Origin of the sequence: Helicobacter canis, from assembly GCF_008693005.1 — a bacterium.
In the GTDB taxonomy this organism is placed as follows: Bacteria; Campylobacterota; Campylobacteria; order Campylobacterales; family Helicobacteraceae; genus Helicobacter_B; species Helicobacter_B canis.
Map to the genome: position 1 here is coordinate 101,793 of NZ_VXKE01000016.1, position 25,763 is coordinate 127,555.

The window sequence follows — 25,763 nt, forward strand, 5'->3', positions numbered from 1 at the left end:
ATATAGTGGCAGTTAGCGACATATCTTTTGGGAATCTCTATATAGCTGTGTTTGTCATAGGCTATGTGGGGGCGATCACTCCGGGTCCAGATATTTTACTGATTTTGCGCAATACCATAACCTTTGGAGCAAGGTCTGCTTTTATTGCACTTAGTGGGATTGCTTGTGGGTGGGTGGTATTTCTTAGCCTTGTGTATTTTGGGTTTGCGTATATGATGAGCCAGCCCATAGCGCAGGGCTTGCTTAGCATATTTGGTGCGATATATCTTGGGTATATTAGCTATAAGATTCTGCGTGCATCGTCTCCTAGCGATCTTACACAGATTCTAGGGGCAAACACACAAGCAAAGCCAGCAGGATTTTTTCAGGCATTAGGGGTCAATCTCTCTAACCCAAAGGCGATTTTGTTTTTTGTCGTGGTGGTGGCTCCTTTTGCAAATCAGGGCTTTGAGCTGGGGCTTTTTGTGCTATTTTGCTCTCTAGTAAGTGGGTTTGTAAGCGTGATTTTAGTGGGGTTGTATGTGCGCAAATGGCTTAATGCTTGCGTGTTTTTGTGGATTGATCGCATAAGTGCGGTGCTCTTTATCGGCTTTGCTTGCTCTTTGGGGTATAGGGGCGTGGATATTTTTCTACATTGAGAGAAAGTTTTGTAAGATTTGTAAGCCTGCACTGTGGCTTTTCTCTGGGTGGGGCTGGATACCTAGGATATTGTCCTTTGCCACTATGGCTGGGAATCTATCGCCATAATCACACACTCCAAGGGCTGTGCTATCATCACTTAAGCACGCGTGGTAGGAATGCACAAAGTATAAAAACACCCCATCATCAATATCGCGCAGTAGTGCGTGGCTAGCTCCTTCTTGTGTGAAAAAGCATCGATTCCAGCCGATGTGCGGGACTCTAGGTGCATTACAAAAGCGCGTGATCTCACCTGCTATAAGCCCAAATCCTTGGTGCTCTCCAAACTCATAGCTTTTGTCAAAAAGCAGCTGCATACCTAAGCACACCCCTAAAATATAGCGACCACTTGCAGCATAGCGCGTAATTGCTTCATCAAATCCCCTTTGCCTAATGAGTGCGCGCACATCGCCAAATGCCCCAACGCCCGGCAGTATCAGCTTATCGCAAGAATCCACTTCGCTTGGATCTGTGATGCATTGTGCGCTTTGGTGCAGTTTTGCAAAGGCGTTGCGCAGGCTGCCTAGATTCCCTGCGCCATAGTCGATGACCCCAAGCTTCATCGTGCTAAGATTGCCTGACATCGCTTGCACAGATCACTTTCACTCTCTGCCATATATCTCCAGCATCGCTCACAGCGAGATTTAGAGCTTGTAGAAAGTGTGAAAGTCTTGCCATTTATGACAAAGCTCCCTACTTGATCTTGTGGCGCGCAGTCGCTTAGGATCAGCCATTGTGCTATCTCTGTGAAATCTCCAAAATCCCCACTTATACATAGCTCAAGCCCTGATTTAATGCGCTTATCCTTTTTAAGCGTGTCTAAAAGCTCGCTGCATTTATTGCGCAGCTGGATTAAGAAGTCAAAGTCGCTATCTGGCTCTACATCATAGAGTGCAAGTGTGCGCAAGGTAAATACATCACTTGAGCCTTGGCGGATAATTTCTGGGGCGTGCTGCAACGCTTCATTGATTGTATAAGTAAGGATTGGCGCAAGTAAGGCGCATAGGTTGCTTGCAATCACTGCCATAACGCTCTGCTTCGCTCTGCGCCCCTTGTCATCTGGGCTATCGCAGTATAGGCTATCTTTGCACAAGTCAAGGTAGATCCCGCTTAGCTCATTGGTGATAAAGTGCATAAGTATTTGTAAGCCGCTTGCAAAATTGTAGGCGTTAAACTCCGCTTGCACACGCTCAAAGCAGATTCTAGCAAGCTTTATAATGAAGCGATCGATTTGCCCTAGCTCTTCTTGCTTGCTTAGGGCTTGCAAGTCGTTGCAGTTTGCTAGTAAAAAGCGCAGAGTATTGCGGAGCTTTTTATACTGCTCGCTTACTTGCTGCAGGATATTTTTAGAGATTTTTTGATCACTTTGATAATCGCTTAGTGCGACCCATAGGCGCAGAATCTCGCTGCCATAGGACTTTAGCACTTCTTGCGGGAGGATTACATTGCCCTTGGATTTGCTCATTTTCTCACTGCGCTCATCCATTGTGAAGCCGTGTGTCAGCACTGATTTATAAGGAGCGCATCCATTGAGCGCACAGCTTAGAAGCAAGGAGCTTTGAAACCACCCCCTATGCTGATCGCTGCCCTCTAAATACATATCTGCTGGGAAGCTTCCAGCATCGTAGAATCCACTTTGCAAGACGCTAAACCAAGTGCTGCCGCTATCAAACCACACATCAAGGATATGCTGGCATTTCTCTAGCTCATTTGCTCTGTGTTTGTAAGATTCTGGGAGCAAGGCGGCATTATCTAGCTCCCACCACGCATCACAGCCCTTTTCTTTAAAGATACTAGCAATATGCTCTAGCACGCTAGAATCTAAAAGTGCTTTGCCACTAGATTTTTCGATAAAAAATGCAATGGGCACGCCCCAAGCACGCTGCCTTGAGATACACCAATCAGGGCGGTTTTCTATCATTGTGCGGATTCTATTGCGCCCAGATTCTGGGTAGAAAGTCGTGGCTTCAATGGCTTCTAGGGCGACTTGGCGCAGCGTTTTGCCATTATGGTAGGGCTTATCCATAAGGATAAACCACTGCTTTGTCGCGCGGTAGATCACAGGCTCGTGCGTGCGCCAGCAGTAGGGATAGGAGTGGATAAACTTCGCACTCTTTAGCAAGTGTTTGCCAAGTAGGGGGAGGATCTTTTCATTAGCTTTGAAGACATGCATACCGATGAATTGCTCCACATCAGCTGCCCTAAATAGCCTCTTGTGCTTCAGGCTCTCATCATAGCACCCGCGATCATCAACGGGCATAATCACTTCTACATCATATTTCAAGCAAGCAAAGTAGTCTTCTTCTCCGTGTCCGGGCGCGCTATGCACTAGCCCACTTCCGCCGCTCATTTGCACATGCTCACCTACAATTAGCAGTGAATCTCTGTCGTTTAAGGGATTTAGCGCGTGGTGGTTTTCAAACGCGCTGCCTTGCAGCTCTGCTAGAATCTTGCCCTTGCTTATGCCTTCTTGCACGATAGATTCTAGCAGGGCTTTGGCGATAATATAGCCTTCTTGTGTGATTATATATGGCTCATTTGGGTGTAGGCAGATAGCTTGGTTTGCCGGGAGAGTCCAAGGAGTAGTTGTCCAAATCACTGCTTGGATAGGGCTGTGCGTGTCTAGGCTATCAAGCTTTAGGGCTTTAAGGCTCTCTTGCGTGAGCGGGAATCCCACAAAGATTGAGTAATCTTCTTTATCTTTATACTCTACTTCTGCTTCTGCAAGTGCAGATCGCGCCGCCCAGCTCCAAAAAATCGGCTTTGATCGCTCCGCTAGTAAGCCCTTTTGCGCGACTTGTGCTAGCACTTGGTAGATACTTGCCTCAAAGCTAAAGTCCATTGTTTTATAAGGGTTGGCAAAGTCCCCAAGCACGCCTAAGTCTTTAAACTCTTGCTTTTGGATTGAGAGAAAAGTATCGGCGTGCTTCCTGCATAGCGCGCGGAAAGCACTTGTGGAGAGATGAGACTTGCTATGCTCCTTTTCTACTTGCTGCTCTATGGGCAGTCCGTGGCAGTCCCAGCCGGGTGTGTAGCGGATATTTTTACCTTGGAAATAGTGTAGTTTAACGATGATGTCTTTTAGAATCTTGTTAAGCGCGTGCCCTATGTGTAAATGCCCATTGGCATAGGGAGGACCATCGTGAAGTGTGAAAGACTCGCTTGCGTTGGCGTTGTTTAGGCGCATTGTGTTATAGGCATATTGTTTAGTGTCCCAAGCTTGGTAGGTTTGTGGCTCATTTTGCGGGAGATTCCCTCGCATTGGGAAGGTGGTGCTTGGGAGCAAAAGCGTGTCTTTGTAGTCCATATTGTGATGTCCTTTGATTTGGCTTAAATGCGCGATTGTAGCAGAAGTTTGCTTAAGGCTTGCGCGCTACTCTTGCGCATTACACAATGCCAGAGCAAGATGCACTCTTGCTTCTTTTTGTGTGCAGACTTCTATGGCTTCGCTAAAGCTTGTGCCTGTGGTGATGATGTCATCGACTATGGCTAGATCTTTTGCCTTAGCAGTGTAGGAGAGCCCTCGCTTGTTGGCTTGGCGGTAGGCAAGTGGCTTGCCAGCGTAGGAGACTTGGCTGCTTGCTTTAAGCTGCCCATAGCGAGCCTTCATCGCTGTGTGCTTGGCAAAGGAGCGCATAATCACGCCTGTGTGGGAGTAATAGCTCCTTACAAAATCATCAATCCCTATAAGCGTGAGTGTGTGCAGGGCTTGTGTATCGCTGAAAGTTTGCGCGAAATAATGCGCGGCTTTATCGCTTAAGCGTGCTAGGATTCTAGAGCCTATGGTGTAATACTTGGAGTTTAGTAAAAAGCTCACATCATCATAACCATAAAAGCAATAGACTCTCACACCCATCACTTCTCGCACACTAGGGCGTAAAGGGATAGAATCTAAGCAGTTTTGGCATAGCACGCTTAGGCAAAATCTCCCGCAAGTTAGGCACTTCATCGCGCGCTAGATTCTGGTGTGGAGCTAGAATCTAGGCTAGATTCTGCTGGGCTAGATTCTAGGGCTTGGCGTATATGCATGCAAAGCTCTTGCGTGATTTGGGCGATGTCTTTTGTGGCGTCTATTTCTATGGTGTGCTTGGCAGTGCTGTGCGCGGTGTGGATAATGCGATCTTGAATAGCTAGGAGATAGTCTATACCGCGCGTTTCTATGGCATCTTGTGTTTTTGTGCTTAGGCGATCTTGCAAGCTAGGCTTATCAATCACAAACACAAAGCATAAATCCGGCACAATCCCTTGCGTGCTAAGGAGGTTTATGCTGCTAGATTCTGGCAGGTCCTTGGCATAGGCGATCCCAGAGATGAGAGAGCGATCAGCGATGATTAAGCGATCAAGATTTGGCTTAATGACTTTATCGATATGCTCGGCACGATCGGCTAAAAAGAGAAAAAACTCCGCTTCTTTGCTTATGGGGCTTGCGGAGGGCTGTGAGCTTGTGTGTGCTTGCAAGATAAGCTCGCGCAAAGTCGCCCCAAGCGCACTGCCGCCGGGCTCTTTGGTAAAAATCGCTTGGGGGAAATGCTCGCGCAGGGCTGCGATTTGCGTGCTTTTCCCACAAGTGTCTATACCTTCTAGTGCTACATACATTGCGCACGCTCCTTAATGAAGTGAAATACGGATTCTGGGATTAGGTGGGAGATTTTGCCATTATGCTCTAGGATATTACGCACGATAGAGGAGCTAATGAAAGCGTGCTGCAAAGTTGGCATAAAGTAAATAGTATCAAGCTCTGGGTTTAGCGAGGAGTTGGTATAGCCCATTTGTAATTCATACTCAAAATCACTCACCACGCGCAAGCCACGGATTAGGAACTTTGCATTGTGCGTTTTGGCAAGATCAGCAAGCAGCCCACCAAAGGAAATGCAAGCAACATTGCTAAAATCTTTGGTAGCAAGCCGTGCCATTTCTAGCCGCTCTTGGACGCTAAAGCGCGGGTTTTTTGACGCAGAATGCGCGATGGCTACAAGCACAGAGTCAAAGATCTCACTACTACGCTTAATAATGTCTAAATGCCCATTTGTAAGGGGGTCAAAGGTGCCCGGATATATGCCAATTGGGTGCTTCATCGCGCGCTTTTCTTTTTGGGGTTTTTTGGCTTGCTTGGGCTTTTTGTGTGTGTTTGTGAGCCCCAACGCTTGTAGAGATTGTTTGGGATTTGCAAAATATCTAGCCATTTTCCATAGAGAAAACGCTCCATTTCTTGGAGATTTTTGGGATAAGAGTAGTAGGCGATGATGGGCGGGGCGATGATGACTTGTAGCATTGCAAGCTTGTGGAGATGCTCGCAGGCAATGGCATTGAGCGGCATTTCCCTAGGGGCTAGCAGCAAGGTTTTGCGCTCTTTTATCATCACGCTTGCTGTGCGCGTAAGCAGTGTATCACTAATGCCGCAAGCGATCTTGGCAAGTGTATCCATACTTGTAGGGATAATCGCCATAGCCTCCGCGCCAAAGCTCCCAGAAGCCACCGGCGCGCCGATGTCATCATCGCGCCAAATTTGCGCACTTTCACACACTGCTAGCAAGCTAGATTCTAGCTCGCTAGAATCTAGCCCTAGCTCATATTTCGCGCACTCTATCACACCCCTTGAGATGATGATATGCACGCTAAAATCTTTAGGCAAATGCGCTAAAAATCCTTGTGCCAGCTGCACGCCACTCGCACCGCTAATACCTAAAATAAACTTCTTCCCCACTAGAATCCTTCCTTTAGTTTTAGCCCGTGTTGCGCAAGCCTTGCGCGATACCAATGATTGTGGAGTGGATTTGCTCCATTAGGCGTGCGCGCTTGGCTTCATACGGGGTGCTTAGATACTGCTTGATAAGCTCAATTTGCAAGAGATTGAGCGTCATCACAGAATCGTTGCGCAAGAAAATGGACTTTTGCAAAGTGGGCTCGCTATCAAGGAGATTGCTCTCCTTGCGGATAGCAAGCAGCATTTGGGCGGTTTTGTCGTATTCTTGTGTGATTTGATTCCAAATCGATTGCGCTATCGCGGGATCTTGCACGAAGTCGTTATACTGCTTGGCGATACATAAATCGACTTTCAAGAACGCCTGCGAGATATTGCTAATGGTTGCAGCGAAGAATTCAGACTCTGCATAGCACTCTTGCAGGGCGGATAAATCCACCGCGCTAAGTGCGCTTCCTAACCCATACCACGCAGGGATTATGGAGCGATTTTGCGTCCAAGCAAAGACCCAAGGGATCGCGCGCAAGTCTTCTACCTTGGTCGTGTCTTTGCGCTTGCTGGGGCGTGAGCCTAGGTTTAGCTGCTGGATAAAGGCAAGCGGTGTGGCGGCTTTGAAGTAGTCTATAAAGCCCTGTGTCTCATACACAAGCTTGCGGTAGGTTTTATAGGAGATATGAGAGAGCTCTTCCATAAGCTGCTTATGGTGGGGATTGATAGAGCATTTTGCAGCGATATTGGTGGGCATTGTGGCTATCTCTTGTGCGCAGAAGACATCATAGCTTGTCTTTTTGAGTAGGGCTGCCATTGTGGAAGAGAGGAAGAATTGTGCTGAAGAGCTATTAAGGTATTTAGAGCTAATGACTTCGCCTTGTTCGGTGGTCTTTAAAAACCCTTGCACACTTCTAGGAGGAGAGGCTAGCAGGGCGGATTCTAGTGTCCCGCCTCCACGGCTCACGCTACCGCCTCTTCCGTGAAATAGCACAAACTCCACACCAAGCTTGCTCTCTAGTGCCTTTAGCTCTTGGATCGCACCATAAAGGCTGTAGTTACTCGCAAATATCCCGCCATCTTTACTAGAGTCCGAATAGCCAACCATAATCTCTTGCCGCATACCAATATCGCGCAGATAGTGTGAGTAGTGCGGGTTTGCCACGAGTGTGCGCATAATGCCCCCAGCGCGATTTAGGTCATCAATCGTCTCAAAAAGTGGCGTGATCGCAATGCGCGCGCGCAGTTTGTCTTCTTCTCTTGTGTTGCTAGATTCTGCCCTAGAATCTAGCTTTTTGCTCGGCTTCCAAAGCCCTGTTTGCTTGGCAAACCACAGCACACAAAGCAGATCGCTTGCATCAGTAGTCATTGATAGGATAAAGGTTTTTAGAATATTTTCGTTGATATACTTTTTCCCCCAGACAATGCGCATAAAAATCTCAATGACATTTTGCGCGCTTTCACTAAGCTGATCTTGAATCGTGCCTAGCTCAAGCTTAGGGCGCGCTAGCGCGGTGTTTAGCACTTCGATTTTGCGCTCTTCTTTATAGCTCATAAAGTCATTATCACAGACTCCAAGCAGGCATAGAATCTCGCTAAGTGCTTGCGCAAAGACATCTTTATGCTCTCTAAAATCTAGGCGCATAAGGTGGAATCCGCCTAAAAGCACAAAACGTCTAAATTGGCGTAAATATTTACTAGAGACACTATCAAGGCTTTCAATAAGCATATCTGCATCAGCGATTAGCTCTTGTGGGCAGGAGTAGGTATGTGTGATCGTGCTTGGCGCATTGACAAAGACAAGGCGATTTTGCAGCTTTTTGATCATTATGTAGAGTTTCGCGCGGAAGGGCTCGCTAGCGCAAACTTGCGCGATCTTTTCATCAAGGATTGGCATTTCTTTTTGGAGAGATTTGCTAAGGCTGGGGGAAGTTTGCGTGCAATCGCTGCAGATAGATAGCTCACGCACAAGTCGCTCGAGCTTTTTGATATAAAAGTTGATAATGAGCTTATGCTGGATTTTCATCACTTCTGTCATTAGATCATTGGTAACAAATGGATTCCCATCTCTGTCCCCGCCTATCCAGCTTCCTAAGCGAATTGGCGAGTGTTTGAGTGGGTGCTCTAGCATAGTTTCGATGTATTCAAGCACCTTTTGACTAGATGGTAAAACAGAATTCTCCACGATGAAAAGTAAATTATCTAGCTCAAAAAGCACTTCGATCTTTTGTGTGCGGACAAGATTGGTCTGCCAAAGGAGATGGAGGCGGTATTGGATATGGTCTTTTGCCTTTTTGTCCCCTAGCTCAAAGATTTTGCGCAGATCTTGTGTGATTTCAGAATGTGCTTCCAAAAATGTCCTGCGCCTAGATTCTGTGGGGTGGGCAGTGAAGACAGGATAGAAGCAAATAGATTCTAGGATTTTGTCTAAATCTTGCTTATCAAATCCCCTGTGCAAAAGATCATCATAAGCATTTTGGATACGATCTAGGGGATTTTTGCGATCGATATTAAATCGCTCTTCGACAATGTTGATTAGGATATTATAAAGAGAAAATGCCTTGATAATCTCTAGGGTCTTGCCTGCACGATTGATGATGTGCAGCTCCTCGCGGATTGCTTGGAAGTTTGATTGATCCTTGGTGGTGCTGGTGTTGGCTTGGAGCTTGGAGTTTAGCGAGAGAAAAAAGTCGCATACTTCTCTATCGACTTTTTGGAGCATTTCTATCATTATTTCGCGGATAAATTGGATCTCTTTGTCTAGGGACTGCCCATTGAGCATTGGCGTGGATTTGGGTGCGGTGGCTTGACTCATACTTGCTCCTTATTTCATCAAGTCTTAAGAACCTCTAAGCTGCTCTAATCTCTCGCGCTTAGTGCCAATATCAGTGATTTGTATGCCAAAGTTCCCATCAACAATCACCACTTCACCTTTGGCGATGACTTTGTCATCAATCAGCACTTCTAGTGGGTCATTTGCTAGCTGATTAAGCTCTACAACACTCCCTATGTCCATAGATATGACATCTTTTAGCAGCATTTTCTTCTGCCCGATACGCACTTTGATGGTGAGCTTGACATCAAGGAGCATACCAATATTGCGGATTTCATCTGGGTTGAGCATTGCGCGCCCTTGAGAGTCGCCAGCAGATCCTGCACTATCATCGCTACTATCTGGGGTAAAAAGCTGCAAAAACGCCTGAGAAGCGAGAAAGAAAGTATTAGAAGCGATAGAGTTTAGTGAGAAAGAGAACTCGTACGCTTCTGTAAAGCTACCAAGCGCGCTAGCGTTTTGTATGATTTCTATCTTTTGTGGAGCGAAGCTGACTTTGGGGACATCTTTTTGCGATCCCATAGCTGTGGATACCGCGCCTAGGATATTGGAGTTGATTTCTTTGAGTGCATCTAGGTCATCGCTAGTTGCTTCGGGCTGGCTTTGTCCATCACCGCCTAGCATAAGATCTGATAAAGCGGTGGTAAGATCGATTGGGTTAAGGATAGCGATAGTGCCAATAGTATCGCCTGTAAAGCTGATGGTAGTTAGCACACAAGGAAAGTCTTTTACCAAATCAGCGATAGATCCACTTTTGACATTGGCGATGGTGGGGGTGCTACCAGTGAGCCCCTCTATCGTTTGTGTCGCTTCTTGGGCAAGAAGTTTGATAAATTGTTCCATTATTGTAATCCTTTGGTGTGCTTTAGTGCGCTAGATTCTAGCATTTTTTGCTTCTCTTGTAGTCTATTCCTCTTCATCTTCACTCTCTTCATCATCGATTTTGTTTTTGCGCTGGGTTTCTAGCATTTCTAAAATCTCTTTGACTTTGTCTTTTTCTGTGAGAATTTCTTCTTGGATTTTAATGCTCTTGCGGAAGCGTTGCAAGCCAATGGTGGCAAGGTATTTATCCCTACCATCAATGCTTACAATCACATCATTGCTCGCCGTTTCATTAAGCCGTATGACATCGCCATTTTGGAGATCTAGCACTTCTTTTAGGCTTAGATTTGTCCCACCGATAAAGGCTTCGACATTCACATCAGCCCCACCGATGAGAGCTTGCAGCTCTTTGTTGCGCGACTTTTTGCTGCTGGTCTCTCCTAGCATTAAATCCCTGCTGCCAAGGCGCGGCAGCACGGTTTCAAGCGAGATGACAGGGTAGCAGATATTGATCATACCGCTACTATGCCCGATGATAAGCTCCATAACCACCATAATGACAATTTCATTTTGCGCCACGATTTGCACGACATTGGGGCTTGACTCTTTGGCATCAATACTTGGGAACATATCTGTTACAGAGCTCCACGCGTCCTTTAGTGTCTGCATAATCTGGCGCAAAATCGTATCAAGCAAATTGATCTCAATATCGCTAAACTCTCGCGAGTTGTCATAAGGATCGCCCTTGCCGCCTAAAAGCCTATCAATCATAGGGAAGACAATGCTAGGATTTATCTCCAAAACCCCTGTGCCATCAAGAGGCTTCATAGAAAAGACATTAAAGCTTGTGGGGCTTGGGAGACTCATTAGAAACTCTCCATAGGTCATTTGATCAACACTATGGAGCTGGATTTCTACAATGGAGCGCATAATGGCTGAGATTTGACTAGAGAGCGCACGCGCCATTTTATCGTGGATCGAGCGGAAAGCGCGTAGCTGCTCCTTGCTGACACGATTTGGTCGTTTGAAGTCATAGAGCGTTACAGACTTTTGCGGGAGAATGTCTTGCTTTTGGAGTGCCTCATCGCTCTCGCCATCATCGACAGCTTCTAATAGGGCATCGATTTCTTCTTGACTTAGTATATCAGCCATTATCTTTCTCCCAAGCTATTGCGGATTTTTTTAATCACTTCTTTGGTGATTTGTGAGATTCTAGACTCTGTGATGTTTAAGATTTCTTTAATCTCGCTGAGATTTAGCTCTTCTAGGAAGTAGAGCTGTATGATGAGCTGCTCGCGCTTTGAAAAGGTCTTTAGGACATTGTGGATTTTCTCTATCAGCTCTTCTTTTTCTAATTTGTCGATGATATTGGTAGGCTCCATTAGATTGTATTGCTCATCGATTGGCACAAGCATATAAATATCTGCAGCGATCTTTGCTTCTCTAATTTTCTCCACACTCTCACCTAGCACGCCAGAGAGATACTCATCACTAGGCTCTTCTTCATGCTCGTTGAAGTATTTGCTCACTTCCATGTCGATTGCTTTAATAAGCTTGCGGCTTGCGCGCGAGATTACATCAAGTGAGCGCAGATAATCAAGCATAGCCCCATATACGCGCGATTTCGCATAGCCCCAAAAGGAGTCATTCAAGCCTTCATCATACCGCCTAGCAAGCTTGATAAGCTCTTCTGTGCCTATGGAGATAAGCTCGCTTACTTCAAGGTGCGATGGCAGTCGCTCTTTCATACGATATGCCATAGCCTTTACTGCTGGGAGATATTGAATGGCGAGTTGATCTTGGGAGAATTGCTTCTCGTTTGCGTAGCCGTTGTTTCTCACTTTTGTACCTTTTTCTTAGGAGTAGCTTTCTCTTCAGTGAAGTCAAAATTGTTGATAAACTGCCTAATTGCGCGCGCCTGCCGCTCTGTTTGGTCAAACTCACTATCAAAATACTCTAGCTGCCGCTCGATAAAGTCCTTATTGGCAAGCATAGAGCGTTTGGGCTCGATGATATAGATATAAATCGCTGCCATTGTGAGAGAGATTAGATACATAGAGATCGTTACAACAATGGTCATAAACAGCATATGTTCTGGCTCTTCAAATTTCATAATCCCAATGGCAAGCCCTATGAAAAACCCAGCCACAACAGAGAGATTGATAAAATTTGATACACGCATAGTAGTCCTTTACAAATATCCTAGCAAACGCTTGAAAAAGCTTCCAATGCTTTTCTTTGGTGTATTAAGCATATTATGTTCCACTTTGTTGATGAGATTCTGCGCTACTTCTTGCATTGTTATGGAGAATATGTTGTGCGGCTCGCTCTGGCAGATAAGCTTGCGGTGTAGTATCGCCTTCTTTACTGCGGCATTATGCTCAAAGCCTCCAAGTAGTGTGAGTGAGAGATTGGGGATATTTGCCTTAGCGACATTGGAAATCGTGGTGAAAACTTGGGTGATTTGGTTGGCAGAAGAAGCCATATTGACAAGCATCATACACTCATTGGTAAATTTGGAGCTTACCTTTAGCATAGCGTAGGCATCGGCTTTTGCGCTTGGCTCCGGTGTAGTGATGACAATGATGTGATCACTTGCTTGCAAAAATGCCTGCGTAAGCGTGCTAATCCCAGCACCCGTATCGACTATCACATAATCAAAGAGATCCCAAATCGCAGCCTCACTAGCAAAGTCTGCAAGCATACTTGAAGCAGAATACTTAAGGATCTCCTCCCCACTATCGCCCGGGATTAGGTAGAGTCCTTTGCTAATTTCATAGACTACTTCCTTAAAATCCGCCTGCCCTTTGAGCGCGTGTAAGATGTTTTTCTCCGTTTTTACGCCAAAGATTAGATCAAGATTTGCTAGCCCAATATCTGCATCAAATACACCGACTTTATAGCCTAGCTGATTGAGCGAGTAGGCGAGATTTGCCGAGATATTGGACTTGCCTACACCGCCTTTGCCTGAAGTTATGGCGATAAATTTTGCGGTGCTTTTTTTGCTAGCTTGCATCATAGATTCTAGGTTGGCAGCTTGGTTTCTTTGCATACTAGCTCCTTATTGGGCTTTGCTCGGGTAGAAAAACCCACTAATAAGACAATCGGCTAGATACATATTATCTGCTACGACAACATCGCTTGGCACTTCTTGTCCTATGGTTAGGTAGCTTATGGGCTTCTTAGTCTCATACACGAGTGAAAAGATATTGCCAAGTCCGCGCGCTTCATCAAGCTTGCTAAAGATGAAGGTATCTACCCCAAGCTCGCCAAAGGCATTGTATGCATCTTTTAGGTCTTCGTATTTTGTGCTAGCAGAGAGCACGAGTGTTACATCGATTTTATACTCATCATTGCGGATAAATCGCTTTAGCTCATTGATTTTCTCTCTATCGTGCTGGGAGTGCCCAGCAGTATCGATCAAAATATAATCACAATAGCTTAGGGCTTCAATTTTATTGATAAAGTCATCACTCTCGCTCGCAGAATCTATGCTAATGCGCATTTTTCTCGCATACCACGCAAGCTGCTCCATAGCTCCAATGCGATAGTCATCAAGCGTGATAATGCCGACCTTTTTCTTCTCAGGTAGAATCTGGGAGTAGCGCGCTGCAAGCTTTGCTAGTGTGGTGGTTTTGCCAACGCCTGTGGGACCCACTAGCATAATGATCTTTTTGCCCACGCTATTTTCCTTGCGGCAGTAGATCATCTTGCGCAGCACTTCGCGGAAGTATCGGCGGATTGTCTGGCTCTGCTCGCGCATTTTTAGCGGCATAAACTCCAAACTTAGGCGCATAATCTCTTCTAAATGCGCTTTGTTCATACCGCTATTTTTGGCGATACGATAGATTTCGGCAAATTCTTTGGGGATTGCTACGCTCATATTTTTGGGGGATTTTTCGTCCCACAAGGTGTTTTGTATGAGCTTGATTTTGTCGTTGAGCTTTTTTAGCTCGCTTTGGATTTCTTTGATATTGTTTGTCTCATCAATAGGCGTGAAAGTCGCTTGAGCTTTGGGGCTAGAATCTAGCTTTTTCTCCACTTCACTTGGCGCGCTCTTGGCTTTTGCGCGCTCTTGTGTAGGCTCTAGTGCATCGGCATAGCCTTTGGGGATTTTGGGGATAGATTCTACCTCTGCTAGCTCGATAGGCTCTCTTGCTTTAGGCTCTTTGGCTTCTTGTGCTTTGGCGATGAGTGCGCTAGCTTCTGGCATAGAAGTGGGCAGCCCTGCGAGCTTGCTTATCTCGCGCACGGTGTTTGATAGCTCGATAGTTACATCATCATCAAAGATATGGCTAAGGCTGCGCTGCTTTTTCTTCGCGGCGATTTCTTTCTCCGCTATGGCTTCAAGCCGCTTTTGGATGCTATTGTTTGGCAGGGGTTTGGCGATCTCTTCTTGCGTATGTGTGGAAGTCTGTGGGGCTTCTTGTAGGGGCTTAGCAGCAGAATCTTCCACGCCCACAACTAGCTCATAAAGCGCGCTTTGGTTTAGGCTCTTCTTGCGCACTTCTTGGGTCTTTAAAATCATCGCATCATCGCCTAGCTCATCGCGCGCTTTTTTGAGAGCTTCTGCTGGTGTCTCTCCTGTGAAAGTAAAGGTCTGCACGGCTTACTCCTTGTGGATTGGTAGATTTGGATTCTAGCACTTGCCTTAGCATAAAATCTAGCGGCAGCAGCACAGAATCTCTCGTGCGGAATCCGTGATGAGGGATTGTAAGATATGCTCGCTTTATTATCACTTTATCATAGAAAATTATGTCAATATCTAATGTCCTAGGCGCGTTTTTGAACGCTCTTTTTCTCCCCCTGCCAAATCGCCGCTCCAAGTAAAACACAAGCGCAAATAGCTCCACGACACTTAGGCTGGTGGCAAGTGTGATAATGGCGTTGTAAAAATAGGGCTGATTGGTGTAGCCAAAGGGGGGATTGTGCAAAATAGGGCTTGTGGCAAGCAAGGTGCAATGCTTGTTGCGCGTGAGAGAGCCTAGCAGGTGGGCAAACCGCTGGCAAATCGCCTGCTTTGTGCCAAGGTTTGCGCCTATGCCTAGCGTGATGATGTGGCGGTGCTTGGGGTTTATGCGCTTGTGTAGCGTGCGATTTAGAACTGCTTGTGCGCGGTGGCTTTGGTGGATTCTAGTGTGGGGCTTGGCTTGCTGCAAGATGCGCTGGGCTTGATAGCGCAAGGTGGCAGCGTGCGTGAGATAGTGTGGGCTTGTGCGGGGGGTGTGCGTAGGGAAGCTAGGAGCTAGAATCCAGCGCATGCTAGAATCTAGTGTAAAAGAGTTAGATTCTAGCATGGCTTGAGATTCTAGGCTTACCATACCGGGAGCAACAACCCTACCCCCACATTAAACGCGCCGATACTCGCCCAGCTTTTATCATCTTTGCCATTAAACAAATGCCGATAGCTTGTCTCTAGTGATACATATTTGAAGCTTAGCATAAGCCCTATTTCCCAAAATGGGAAGAGATTATCAAGCTTTTGATTGATGACATAGCCCCCGACACTTTTCATACTAGAGCCTATATCTTTTAGCGCGCCCCCACCTACAAAGCCAACTAGCGCCGAGCTATTGTCATCATTTGCGATCGCATAGCCCACGCGCCCCCCACCGCCAAAGAGCTTATGGTCAAACTTTAGCCCTGTAATATCCACGCCCTCCCAGCTGCAATACCCATAGCTATTGCCTGTGCAGGTAAATTGATATGGTGAGTCATAGGTTTTAGCCTGATAGCCGCCATAGAGCACATCGGCACTTAGATATATGCCATTTTTCTGCCGATACCATAGCCCAGCTTTAAGCATATAGGCTGATGAAATATCTTTGGAGTATTCGCCATCGGTGTAGTGGATAAATCCCTTGCCACTACTGCTACCGCTGCTAGTCGTTGGCTTAGAGACATAAGGCACAGGAGCCATATTTGCACTGCCCCCACCAAAGCCAACATCCGCGCCCACACTTAGCCCAAATCGCCCGCCTCTTGCTTGCTTTCTAGCCTTTTTCTCTTGCTTTTTTTGCTCTTTTAGTGCGCGTTTGAGATAGGCGGCATTCTCACAAGCTTGGCGATTGCCCAAATCACACGCTTGCTTGAGAAGCTCTTGCGCGCTCTCATAGTCGCTAGAATCTAGCGCGGCTTGCGCCTCTCTCTCACACGCGATCGCATCGCCACCTTGGCAAGTCCCAGCCCCTAGCTTGCTAAATCGCGCCACTTGGGATTTGTCAATTGCCTTGGCAATGTTTTCTTCATCGTCCCACACCACGCGCCCACTTTTTAAATCGGTTAGCACAAACAAGAAGTCATAATCCACCCTCACCCTATCGCCCACGCTTTTTGTCCGCTGGATAATCTTGCCACTTAGGGAGAGATCAGGGGCTAGGAGTGTGCCATCTTCTTGGGTGGTGTATTGGTTGAAGCGTTTGTCTTTGGTAAGCTTCCTAGAATCTGTGAGTAAATTATCCGTGCTAGAGCCACTGCCAGCAATGGCGTTTGTCAGGGTAAATTTCTTGCTCTTGCGCAGTGTGCGCGTAATCTTGCGGCTTAAAAACTCTACATCAATGTCCTCTTCTGTAAGATTGCGTAAATCCGCTATGGCTAGGAGCTTCTGCCCTTGTAGCTCGCGGATAAAGCTAGATTCTAGGAGCTTGCGCGTGGTTTTCTCCACCACTGCTTCTATATCGTGGCGATCAATGCCTATGGTGCTAAAGTCTTTAGAGTCTGTGATGTAGTAGGGGGACTTTTTGGCTTGTGCTAGGGCTAGCACAAGCAGTGCGCCTGCACAGATTCTCAATGCGTGTTTTAGCATAGAGACTCTTTTGCAAGATCTTTAGCGATTTTGGCGATATGCTCTGCGCTAAGCCCAAAATGCGTAAAAAGCTGCTCACCCTTAGCCGACTTGCCAAAGCTATCTAGCCCTAGCACAAAATCTGCGAAGCGGTAGAGTTCATTGCCCCTAGCGGCTTCCACAGCTAGCACTTTGCCAGCAAAAAGCTCTTTATGGTAGCTGCAATCTTGCTCGCATAGTAGCTCAAAGCAGGGCATACTCACCACGCGCGTAGCAATGCCACTAGATTCTAGCAGCTCTTGGGCTTGCAGGCATAAAGACACTTCACTCCCGCTTGCTAGCAGGGTGATTTGCGCTTGATTATCTAGGCTAGAATCCTGCTTGATATACGCTCCCCTTTGCGCTTGGCTCTTTGCCACAGGCTCTAGCACGGAGAGATTTTGGCGCGAGAGCACAAAGGCACTTGGCGCGCTAGATTCTAGTGCTACTTGCCAGCAAGCGATGTTTTCATTCGCATCGGCTGGGCGGAAGACTAAGAGGTTTGGCATAGCGCGGAAGTGGCTTAGCTGCTCGATTGGCTGGTGGGTCGCGCCATCTTCGCCCACACCGATAGAATCGTGCGTAAAGATATAAAACACCTTTGCCCTCATAATGCTAGCGATCCGCACGCTCGCACTCATATAATCGCTGAAAACAAAAAATGTCGCGCAAAAGGGCAGGAAAAGTCCGTAGTTGGCAAAGGCATTGCAAATCGCGCCCATAGCGTGTTCGCGGATACCGAAGTGGAGATTGTTGCCACTAGGGAAGTCGCTAGAATCTAGCAAGGTGGTGTTGTTGCTAGGGGCGAGATCTGCGCTGCCGCCGATGAAGTTTGGTAGGGCTTGAGAGAGAGCGTTTAAAATCTTGCCATTACTCACGCGCGTGGCTAGGGAGTCTCCTTGTGTGAAAGTGGGGTAGGAGATAGAATCCACTTTTTGCTCTAGTGGCGCGGTGAGGGAGTCTAGCAGGGATTTTGCTTGCGCACTTAAGTTTCTCTCCCACAAAGCTTCTAAGCTCGCACCCTTTTCCATACACGCGCGGAAGACAAAGCCCACTTCATCACTGATAGCAAAGCTCTGCTTGCTAATGCCTGCTTGCTCTCTCGCCTTAGCGATAAGCTCTGCGCCCAGCGGTGCGCCGTGGGCTTTATGGCTGCCCTCTAGCTCTAGCGCGCCCTTGCCGATAGTGGTGTGCGCGATGATAAGGCTAGGCTTAGGAGAGGCTTTGGCAGATTCTAGCGCGGAATCTATGGCTACAAGGTTATGCCCATCGCACTCAAAGACGCTAAAGCCCTGTGCTTCAAACCTCGCGCGCACATTTTCGCTAAAGGCGATTTGCGTGCCGCCCTCTATGGTTATGCCATTGCTATCATAGATGATGATAAGCTTGCCTAGCTGGTGTAAGCCAGCAAGCGAGCAAGCCTCATAGCTAATGCCCTCTTGCAAATCTCCATCACCACAAAGGCAATACACAAAATGATTAAGCACTTCAGGGCTAGAATCCACTTTCGCCCTAGAATCCACTTTTTCACACGCTCCATTTTCACGCACCGCCCTAGAATCCACTTTTGCTAGCATAGCATTGGCGCGTTTTTGTGCCATAGCAAAGCCCACCGCATTGGCTATGCCTTGCCCTAGCGGTCCTGTGGTGATCTCCACGCCGGGCGTGTGGGCAAACTCTGGGTGTCCGGGCGTTGTAGAGTCAAGCTGGCGGAAGGCTTGTAAATCCTGCATACTCACTTCAAAGCCCCATAAATGCAGCAGACTATACACAAGCGCGCTGGCGTGTCCGCCGCTAAAAACTAGGCGATCGCGGTTGAGATAGCGCGGGTTCTTGGGGTTTAGGCGCAGGTGGTGGGATAGCACGACTGCCACTTCTGCTAGCCCCATAGGTGCGCCCGGGTGTCCGCTATTAGCACGCTGCACAATATCAGCACAGAGATAGCGCAGCTCATTTGCTGCTTGGGTGAGTAGGGGGAGATTTTCTTCAGTGATGATAGGCATAAACAATCCTTAAAGTGTAGATACCAAAGCCCCCTAAGCACACGCTAGGGCGTGGCGCGCTGTGTATAAAGGCTAGGTTCTATGGGCTTGGTGAAGCTACGCATTGTGCCTAAAAATCCTTATGAGATTTCTTAAAATCACACGACTTGTGCTTGTGGGGCACGCACCTAGTGGGAAATATTATCGATATGTAGTAAAGAATAATTAGCGTATATCACTAACTAAACTTTATACTATTAGACTAATATTTAGCGATTTTTAGCAATCTTTTCTTATAAATGCTAATTTCATTTACTTTTATGGGCTAGAATTTCGCTCGTTGTAGTTAGCAGTCAAAGGCTTTACACTATGCAGAAAAAGGAATTCTTGCTCAATCATTTGATCAAGCAATATGTCAAATGCCAAGAGCCTATCGGGTCAGAATCTTTAAAGAGCTGCTTGCAGGGGAAGATTTCTTCTGCAACTATTCGCAACTACTTTAAGATTCTAGGGCAAGAAGGCGTGCTTGTGCAGACGCATATTAGCAGTGGTCGTGTGCCTACGCGCGCTGCTTTGAGGAATTATTGGCGAGAAATGCTTCAGCCTGCGTGTGTTGAGCCAGAGATTGATACTACACAGCTCCACTCTCTATGTGATGAGTTTGGGCTCACTTGTGCGCTGCGTCTTGCAAAGCCACAGAAGCTACTGCGCGTGCTAGAGATAGAAGCAGGTGAGAATGGCGCGATTGTGCTGGTGTTTGAGCACGATTGCGTGGCGATCCCCTTTGTCGCTTCTATGGCACGCTTTTGTCAAGAGCTTGTTGGCGTGGCAATCGATGATATGCAAAGGATCGCGCAAGATGTGTGCGCAAATACACTAGCTCAAGCTCTAAGGTCTTTGCAAAGTGCGGAGAAAACGCGCTTTTTTGGCTTAGAGTTTTTGGGCGAGATGTTTGCGCAGGCTCCACAGAGTGCGCTTGAGATCGTTAATGGCGATTTGTTTGCTAGGGTTGATTGCGCTTTGCATTTCCCAGATTCTAGCGACTATCTTGTCATCGCACATAGTGCGCAAGTGCTAGGACAGGCGGCGAAAATGCTCTGCATTGGGCGGCTTGATAGAGACTATCAGGGCTTTTATGAAGCACTAGAGTCCAAGGCATCATAGAGAATCTTAATATGTAAGGAGTGCGTATGCAAGAAGAAATAGAAGAGACGATGAAAGAGCCACATACACAAGATGAGCAAGCCGCGCAAGAAGCGTGCGAGACACAAGCGCAGGATATGGGCGAAGAGCTAGAATCTAGCGTAGATTCTAGTGAGCCTAGAGAGTCTGGCGCGCCGATTATGCAGCAAGCTTACAAAGAGCTTGAAGAAAAGTATATGCGAGCGTATGCGGACTTTGAGAATGTCAAAAAGCGGCTAGAGCGCGATAAAAATCAAGCCCTAGAATATGCGTATGAGAAAATCGCAAAAGACTTGCTCCCTATCTTAGATGCGCTTGATAAGGCTAAAGAAGCAGCCAAAGATCACAGCGCGATTTTAGAGGGCATAGCTCTTGTGCAAGATAATTTCCTAAAAATCCTTAGCCGCCACGGCGTAGAGGCGATTGACACAAGTGGGGAGTTTGACCCCAATTTGCACGAGTGCATTATGCAAGTGGCAAAGCCAGAAGCACAAGATGGGCAAATCGCCCAAGTAATGCAGCAAGGCTATAAGTATAAGGAACGCACCTTGCGCCCAGCGATGGTCGCAGTGGTGAAAAACAACTAATCTCAACATAAAGGATACAAAATGGCAAAAGTAATTGGAATCGACTTAGGGACGACAAACTCCGCAATGGCAGTCTATGAAGGCAATGAAGCCAAAATCATCGCTAATAAAGAGGGTAAAAACACCACCCCATCAATCGTGGCATTTACTGATAAAGGCGAGATTCTAGTCGGTGAGCCAGCAAAACGACAGGCGATCACCAATCCGCAAAAGACAATCTACTCTATCAAGCGCATTATGGGGCTAATGCTTAATGAAGATAAAGCAAAGCAAGCCCAAGAGCGACTGCCCTATAAAATTGTAGATAGAAATGGCGCTTGTGCGGTAGAAATCGCGGATAAAACCTACACGCCCCAAGAAATCTCGGCAAAAATTTTGATGAAAATCAAAGAAGATGCGGAGAGCTACTTGGGAGAGAGCGTTACAGAAGCGGTGATCACCGTGCCAGCCTACTTTAATGACGCACAAAGAAAAGCGACAAAAGAAGCTGGCACAATCGCAGGGCTTAATGTGCTGCGCATTATCAACGAGCCTACTTCTGCCGCGCTTGCGTATGGGCTAGATAAAAAAGAAGCAGAAAAGATTATGGTCTATGACTTGGGCGGGGGGACATTTGATGTAACTGTGCTTGAAACAGGTGATAATGTCGTAGAAGTGCTTGCCACAGGGGGCGATGCGTTCTTAGGCGGCGATGACTTTGATAATCGCATTATCGATTGGGCTGCGAGTGAGTTTAAAGATGAAAGCGGCATTGATATTAAGCAGGATATTATGGCGCTGCAGCGACTAAAAGATGCCGCAGAAAATGCTAAAAAAGAGCTCTCTAGCGCGCAGGAGACAGAAATCAATCTGCCCTTTATCACAGCTGATGCAAGCGGTCCAAAGCACTTTGTCAAAAAGCTTTCTCGTGCGAAGTTTGAGAGCTTGATTGATGATCTAATCGATGAGACGATTAAAAAAATCGATGCAGTGATTAGTGATGCTGGGCTTAGCAAGGGCGATATTAGCGAAGTGGTGATGGTAGGGGGCTCTACTAGAATCCCAAAAGTGCAAGAGCGAGTCAAGGACTTCATCGGCAAAGATTTGAATAAATCTGTCAATCCTGATGAAGTCGTAGCAGTGGGCGCGGCGATCCAAGGCGGCGTTTTGAAAGGTGATGTAAAAGATGTGCTACTGCTTGATGTTACGCCTTTGAGCCTTGGGATTGAGACGCTTGGCGGGGTGATGACGCGCGTGATTGATAGGGGGACAACAATCCCTGCTAAAAAGGCGCAAACTTTCTCCACTGCCGAAGACAATCAGCCAGCCGTTACAATCCGCGTGCTACAGGGCGAGAGAGAGCTTGCTAGGGATAATAAGCTGCTAGGGAATTTTGACTTACAGGGTATCCCACCAGCCCCGCGCGGTGTGCCACAAATTGAAGTAACCTTTGACATCGATGCCAATGGGATTCTAACAGTATCAGCAAAGGATAAGGTAAGCGGCAAATCCCAAGAGATCAAAATCACAGGTTCTAGCGGGCTATCGGATTCTGAAATTGAAAAAATGGTCAAAGATGCCGAGCTTCACAAAGAAGAAGACGCCAAGCGCAAGGGCGCGATAGAATCACGCAATATGGCAGACTCTCTTGTGTATCAAACAGAGAAGACCCTAGGCGAGATGAAAGACAAGCTAGAATCTAGCGAGGTGGAGAAGATCAACGCCGCACTAGAAGAGCTAAAAGCGGTGCTTAAAGATGAGAATGCGACAAAAGAGCAAATCGATGAGAAGCTAAAGGCATTGACAGAAGTGAGCCACAAGCTTACAGAAGCAATGTATGCCAAAGAAAATCCGCAAGGCGCGCAGGCGCAAGGAGAGCAGAAGAAAAAGGGCAAAGATGATGATGTCATCGATGCAGAAGTGGAGTAGATAGCTTAGCCTTGCCAGCAGCACGCGTGTCGCTAGATATGCGTGCTGGCATACTAGATCTATCTCTCTATGCTTTTACCCCCCCCCCTAGAATCCACTTTGATTATTTATTGTTGTTATTAGCTTTGCGTGAGTGCGAGCCTGTGGCTGCTTGCTAGGTGGCTACTTAGCAGGCTAGATTCTAGCTTGAACCTAAAGAAGCTCGCTTAAGATAAGCGTGGCTTTGAGCTTGGCTGCGCCATTTGCTAGGGCGTGTGATGATACTTTGCCAGAGAGCTTTAGGGTGTGGGGTTTGCCGCGCTTTATCTTAAGCCTTGATTTTAGCGTGATTGGCTGGGAAATATTATTATTGATTGTGAGTGTGCCTTGGATATATGAGGAAGCTTGCAAAAGCTTTGGGAGATTGTCTTTGGGGATAGAGATAAGTAAATGTATAGATTCTAGTGTGGGGTGCTGGATTCTAGGTGTGGCGTGTAGCTCTAGGCTTAAAGGCATTGGACTTGCGCTAAGCAGCAGCTCACCACTGCAGTGCATAGCAGTGCTGCCAATATGCAAGCGAGATGCCGCGGCGATGGCATAGGTCTGCAGTGTTGGTGGGTGTGTGGCTAGGGCAAGTGTGGGTATAATAGCTACGCAGCATAGCAAAACCTGCCAGAATCTAAATTTCAAAGCGGCTTTCATCGGTGTAGCTTTGATCGATCATATTATTAAAGTGTAGAATCTTGCAGCTATTTTCCACCACAGATATGAGCTTCACAAGCGCGGAGAGATCGCGCCCATAGCCATAGATCCCGCAGCCTTTGAGTAGGACAAAGTTTGTGGCATTGGTTTTAAAGTAACGCACGATGTCTGTGTCTGCGCGCTCATACAATGTCTCATACTCTTTAGAATCTAAAATCTTGCTATTTCTCCCAAGTATCCTGCACCCTAGATAGTCAATAGGCTTTATCACATCGTGCTTTAAGGAGTAGGAAGTCGCATAAGGCGCGTGGGAATACATCACAAAGCGCGCTTCTAAAAAGTTGCGATAAATATTTGCGTGGATAAAGCTATCAAGGCTTGCTTCTTGCCAGCGGTAGTCTTCTTTGTCGTGGAGTGTGATAAAGGAGTCTTGATCCATTTTGTCAAGCAGGGCATCTTTGCGGTTTATGAGGAAGCTATTTGCCCCAAGGCGTGCAGATATTGAGCCATAAAATACGCCAAGCAAGCCGCTTTGGCACAGAGAGTGAGCCATATCAGCTAGGTAGCTAATCGTAGGGGAGTCGATGTTTTTTGTATGGATATTCATAGGTGTCCTTAGTGGCTTGGCAAGACTTTTGCGCGTCTTTTTGCCGCAGTGTTGGGGAATGCTTCATCAAAGATCATATCCTTGCTTGTGTGGGGGAAAGAGTAGATGACTTTGCCATCTTTGCCATAAAGTGTGCCTTGGATCATTGTATCTTCTATATAGTGGTGCTCAAACTGCAAAGCTCCATTTGGGAAAAAGCCCTTTTGTATGGTGATTTCCTCACCTTCTAGGACGACCACTTCTGAATCTAGCGCACCATCTCTGTAGCTTTGTGTGATGGTTTTTGCCGGGGATTCTTGGCTTTTTGTAAGTAGCTGCCCTTGTGGAGCATAGTGCCAAGTCGTCCTAAGTGGCGCGCTGGCATTGTGAAGGACTTTAGATTCTAGGTGTGAGTCTTGCGTGTAGTAAGAGCCACTAGCTTGTGTGGGTGTGATGGTGCTATCGCTTGCTAATGCGCCATTTTGGTGGAAGATCCGCACGCGCTCGTGTCCAGAATCTTTGGTGATTTCTAGGGCGACTTGCTGGCTAGCTTCATAGAGCCACAGCTCTTGTGTGTCGGTGCTTTTACCCTTTATGACAGGGTGTGCTTTGTCCTTTGGAGCTATGGAGTAGTAGGTCGCTCCATTTGCTTCGTAGTTTTCATAAGGTGCAACAAGCACGCCAAGCTCGTAATGGGATTTATATGCGGGGGTTTCTTGTGGGTAGTTATAGACAATCTCCTCCCCGTGCAAAAATCCATTGTAATAGTTGCGAGAGATTTTGATGATGGCATTTTCACCATAGGTTTGTGTTTGCCCTTGTAGCACACCCTTGTTGTAGTGCTGCTTGAAGACGATTTTGCCATTAGCGTAGCCTATGGACTCCCCTTGCTTTTTGCCATAGTGGTAGTGGGTAAGCGAGTTGGTGTTTTGATAAGTGGAGCTATCGGCAAGATCTAGGGCTGTCTCAAAAGTGCCGTGTAAAATGCCATTGTTGTAGTCCTTAGAGCTAATGGGCGTGCCTTGGTGGTAGAGTATGGTTTTGCCGTGTTTTTTGCCATTTTTATAGCTGCTTTCAAGCCGTTTGTCTGGGGGGATATGGGTGATGACTATGCCATCTATTTGCCCATTTTTGTATGGGATTTCTCGTGCGATTTGTCCATTTTGGTAGGCGGTGCTAACCCCATCTAGCACATCATTTTTGAAGCTTAATCTAGCACGCAAATCGCCCGCAGGTCCATAGAGCTCCACAAAGGTAAAGCCAGAGTCAAATGACTTTTTGGCTGTGATGTGCTGGTGATTGTCTTTTAGCGTGGGGGAGCTTAGAATGTCTTTTGCCTTGATGTTTAGTGGCAGTGGAGCGGATTCCATAGATTCCATAGATTCTGTGGATTCTGTGGATTCTGGTGTGCGCTCATTTAGTGTATTGTTGTTTGTGTTGGTTTTTTGCGCTGGTGTGTCTGGGTTTTTTTGAGTTTGGGGCTTTTGTGGGTGTGCTTGCGCAGATTTTGGCGGGTTTGCTGCTTGACTTTGGGCGGACTTTGGAGTGGTTTTTGGTTTAGTAGTGCGCGCGGGGGCTGCTTGTTCTGGTTTGCTTGCTCTGGTTTGCTTGCTACTTGCTTGTGGCTGGGCTTTGGTGGGCGTAGAATGCATACAGGCTTGTAGTGATAGCCCAATGATTATGGCGCAGATAGTTGATAGCACGAGTGTGTGGTGCGCGTAGCGATGTGTTGTGTTTTGCTGGTTCATAGCTCTACTCCATTTTTAAATTCTAGTAGTGGTAGCTTGGTGGATTCTCATAATTAGTCTTGTGATGAGCCCAATTATAGCAGATAATCTGCTGGCTATGAGTGTGGCATTATAACTACTTCACACGCACTTAGTTTAGATTTTCTTAATATGTCTCATATTATTTTTTCTGCCCCCCATCCTTTCAGCAACATTTAAGTAACGAATCTGTAACATTCTGCTTCCCAAAATTTCATAGCATTTA

23 protein-coding genes are annotated in these 25,763 nt (G+C 46.8%); 4 read left to right on the top strand and 19 right to left on the bottom strand.

Annotated features, from left to right (window positions below):
• Nucleotides 1-5: 5 nt before the first annotated feature.
• Nucleotides 6-638: a LysE family translocator gene (locus F4V45_RS05725; RefSeq protein WP_170235189.1), complete on the top strand. Its 633-nt coding sequence runs from the start codon at nt 6-8 to the stop codon at nt 636-638.
• Here F4V45_RS05725 and hisH read toward each other — a convergent pair.
• The 16 genes from hisH to F4V45_RS05805 all read right to left on the bottom strand — a co-directional run bounded on the left by hisH (nt 630) and on the right by F4V45_RS05805 (nt 18,848).
• On the bottom strand, nt 630-1,262 hold the full coding sequence (hisH, locus tag F4V45_RS05730; RefSeq protein WP_246145183.1) for an imidazole glycerol phosphate synthase subunit HisH: 633 nt from the start codon (nt 1,260-1,262) through the stop codon (nt 630-632). The two genes, F4V45_RS05725 and hisH, sit on opposite strands and share 9 nt — an antisense overlap.
• Nucleotides 1,238-3,985: an isoleucine--tRNA ligase gene (ileS, locus tag F4V45_RS05735; protein WP_150337449.1), complete on the bottom strand. Its 2,748-nt coding sequence runs from the start codon at nt 3,983-3,985 to the stop codon at nt 1,238-1,240. Before ileS ends, hisH begins: the two co-directional genes overlap by 25 nt.
• Nucleotides 3,986-4,051: 66 nt before the next feature.
• Entirely contained in the window at nt 4,052-4,627 is a 576-nt protein-coding gene (locus tag F4V45_RS05740) for a ComF family protein (protein WP_150337450.1), read from the bottom strand.
• Complete coding sequence (tmk, locus tag F4V45_RS05745) at nt 4,624-5,274, bottom strand: dTMP kinase (RefSeq protein ID WP_150337451.1); 651 nt, start codon at nt 5,272-5,274, stop codon at nt 4,624-4,626. The genes F4V45_RS05740 and tmk overlap by 4 nt, the downstream gene beginning before the upstream one ends.
• Nucleotides 5,265-5,753 (bottom strand): pantetheine-phosphate adenylyltransferase, encoded by a 489-nt coding sequence (gene coaD / locus F4V45_RS05750; protein ID WP_150337452.1) that lies wholly within the window; start codon nt 5,751-5,753, stop codon nt 5,265-5,267. The genes tmk and coaD overlap by 10 nt, the downstream gene beginning before the upstream one ends.
• Nucleotides 5,750-6,382, bottom strand: a complete 633-nt coding sequence (locus tag F4V45_RS05755; protein ID WP_150337453.1) for a UbiX family flavin prenyltransferase — start codon at nt 6,380-6,382, stop codon at nt 5,750-5,752. The genes coaD and F4V45_RS05755 overlap by 4 nt, the downstream gene beginning before the upstream one ends.
• A 19-nt stretch (nt 6,383-6,401) precedes the next feature.
• Nucleotides 6,402-9,182 carry a phosphoenolpyruvate carboxylase gene (locus tag F4V45_RS05760; protein WP_246145156.1) on the bottom strand — a complete coding sequence of 927 codons (2,781 nt, stop codon included), beginning with the start codon at nt 9,180-9,182 and terminating at the stop codon, nt 6,402-6,404.
• Between the two features lie 24 nt (nt 9,183-9,206).
• Nucleotides 9,207-10,043, bottom strand: coding sequence for a flagellar motor switch protein FliY (gene fliY / locus F4V45_RS05765; RefSeq protein ID WP_150337454.1), 837 nt, complete (start codon nt 10,041-10,043; stop codon nt 9,207-9,209).
• 63 nt (nt 10,044-10,106) lie between these two features.
• Nucleotides 10,107-11,174 carry a flagellar motor switch protein FliM gene (gene fliM / locus F4V45_RS05770; RefSeq protein WP_150337455.1) on the bottom strand — a complete coding sequence of 356 codons (1,068 nt, stop codon included), beginning with the start codon at nt 11,172-11,174 and terminating at the stop codon, nt 10,107-10,109.
• Nucleotides 11,174-11,863, bottom strand: a complete 690-nt coding sequence (locus F4V45_RS05775; protein ID WP_150337456.1) for an RNA polymerase sigma factor FliA — start codon at nt 11,861-11,863, stop codon at nt 11,174-11,176. The genes fliM and F4V45_RS05775 overlap by 1 nt, the downstream gene beginning before the upstream one ends.
• Nucleotides 11,860-12,204, bottom strand: a complete 345-nt coding sequence (locus F4V45_RS05780; protein WP_150337457.1) for a hypothetical protein — start codon at nt 12,202-12,204, stop codon at nt 11,860-11,862. Before F4V45_RS05780 ends, F4V45_RS05775 begins: the two co-directional genes overlap by 4 nt.
• A gap of 9 nt (nt 12,205-12,213) precedes the next feature.
• Nucleotides 12,214-13,074 (bottom strand): P-loop NTPase, encoded by an 861-nt coding sequence (locus F4V45_RS05785; RefSeq protein WP_150337458.1) that lies wholly within the window; start codon nt 13,072-13,074, stop codon nt 12,214-12,216.
• A 9-nt stretch (nt 13,075-13,083) separates the two neighbouring features.
• On the bottom strand, nt 13,084-14,628 hold the full coding sequence (gene flhF / locus F4V45_RS05790) for a flagellar biosynthesis GTPase FlhF (RefSeq protein WP_150337459.1): 1,545 nt from the start codon (nt 14,626-14,628) through the stop codon (nt 13,084-13,086).
• Nucleotides 14,567-15,154 (bottom strand): 2-amino-4-hydroxy-6-hydroxymethyldihydropteridine diphosphokinase, encoded by a 588-nt coding sequence (gene folK, locus F4V45_RS05795; protein WP_407925334.1) that lies wholly within the window; start codon nt 15,152-15,154, stop codon nt 14,567-14,569. Before folK ends, flhF begins: the two co-directional genes overlap by 62 nt.
• 182 nt (nt 15,155-15,336) lie before the next feature.
• Nucleotides 15,337-16,827: a penicillin-binding protein activator LpoB gene (locus F4V45_RS05800; RefSeq protein WP_150337460.1), complete on the bottom strand. Its 1,491-nt coding sequence runs from the start codon at nt 16,825-16,827 to the stop codon at nt 15,337-15,339.
• Nucleotides 16,821-18,848 (bottom strand): transketolase family protein, encoded by a 2,028-nt coding sequence (locus F4V45_RS05805; protein WP_150337461.1) that lies wholly within the window; start codon nt 18,846-18,848, stop codon nt 16,821-16,823. The genes F4V45_RS05800 and F4V45_RS05805 overlap by 7 nt, the downstream gene beginning before the upstream one ends.
• Nucleotides 18,849-19,196: 348 nt before the next feature.
• On the opposite strand from F4V45_RS05805, the gene F4V45_RS05810 reads away from it, so the two are divergent.
• Genes F4V45_RS05810 through dnaK form a run of 3 tightly spaced genes read left to right on the top strand, consistent with a single transcriptional unit; the run spans nt 19,197 to nt 22,504 of the window.
• Nucleotides 19,197-19,991: a hypothetical protein gene (locus tag F4V45_RS05810; protein WP_150337462.1), complete on the top strand. Its 795-nt coding sequence runs from the start codon at nt 19,197-19,199 to the stop codon at nt 19,989-19,991.
• Between the two features lie 26 nt (nt 19,992-20,017).
• Nucleotides 20,018-20,596, top strand: coding sequence for a nucleotide exchange factor GrpE (grpE, locus tag F4V45_RS05815; RefSeq protein ID WP_246145163.1), 579 nt, complete (start codon nt 20,018-20,020; stop codon nt 20,594-20,596).
• Nucleotides 20,597-20,617: 21 nt separating this feature from the next.
• Nucleotides 20,618-22,504, top strand: coding sequence for a molecular chaperone DnaK (gene dnaK, locus F4V45_RS05820; protein ID WP_150337463.1), 1,887 nt, complete (start codon nt 20,618-20,620; stop codon nt 22,502-22,504).
• A 192-nt stretch (nt 22,505-22,696) separates the two neighbouring features.
• Here dnaK and F4V45_RS05825 read toward each other — a convergent pair whose 3' ends face one another.
• The 3 genes from F4V45_RS05825 to F4V45_RS05835 are packed head-to-tail and all read right to left on the bottom strand — an operon-like array spanning nt 22,697 to nt 25,519.
• On the bottom strand, nt 22,697-23,185 hold the full coding sequence (locus F4V45_RS05825) for a hypothetical protein (RefSeq protein ID WP_150337464.1): 489 nt from the start codon (nt 23,183-23,185) through the stop codon (nt 22,697-22,699).
• Nucleotides 23,163-23,792, bottom strand: a complete 630-nt coding sequence (locus F4V45_RS05830; RefSeq protein WP_150337465.1) for a class II aldolase/adducin family protein — start codon at nt 23,790-23,792, stop codon at nt 23,163-23,165. Before F4V45_RS05830 ends, F4V45_RS05825 begins: the two co-directional genes overlap by 23 nt.
• Nucleotides 23,793-23,800: 8 nt before the next feature.
• Complete coding sequence (locus F4V45_RS05835; RefSeq protein WP_150337466.1) at nt 23,801-25,519, bottom strand: hypothetical protein; 1,719 nt, start codon at nt 25,517-25,519, stop codon at nt 23,801-23,803.
• Nucleotides 25,520-25,763: the final 244 nt, after the last annotated feature.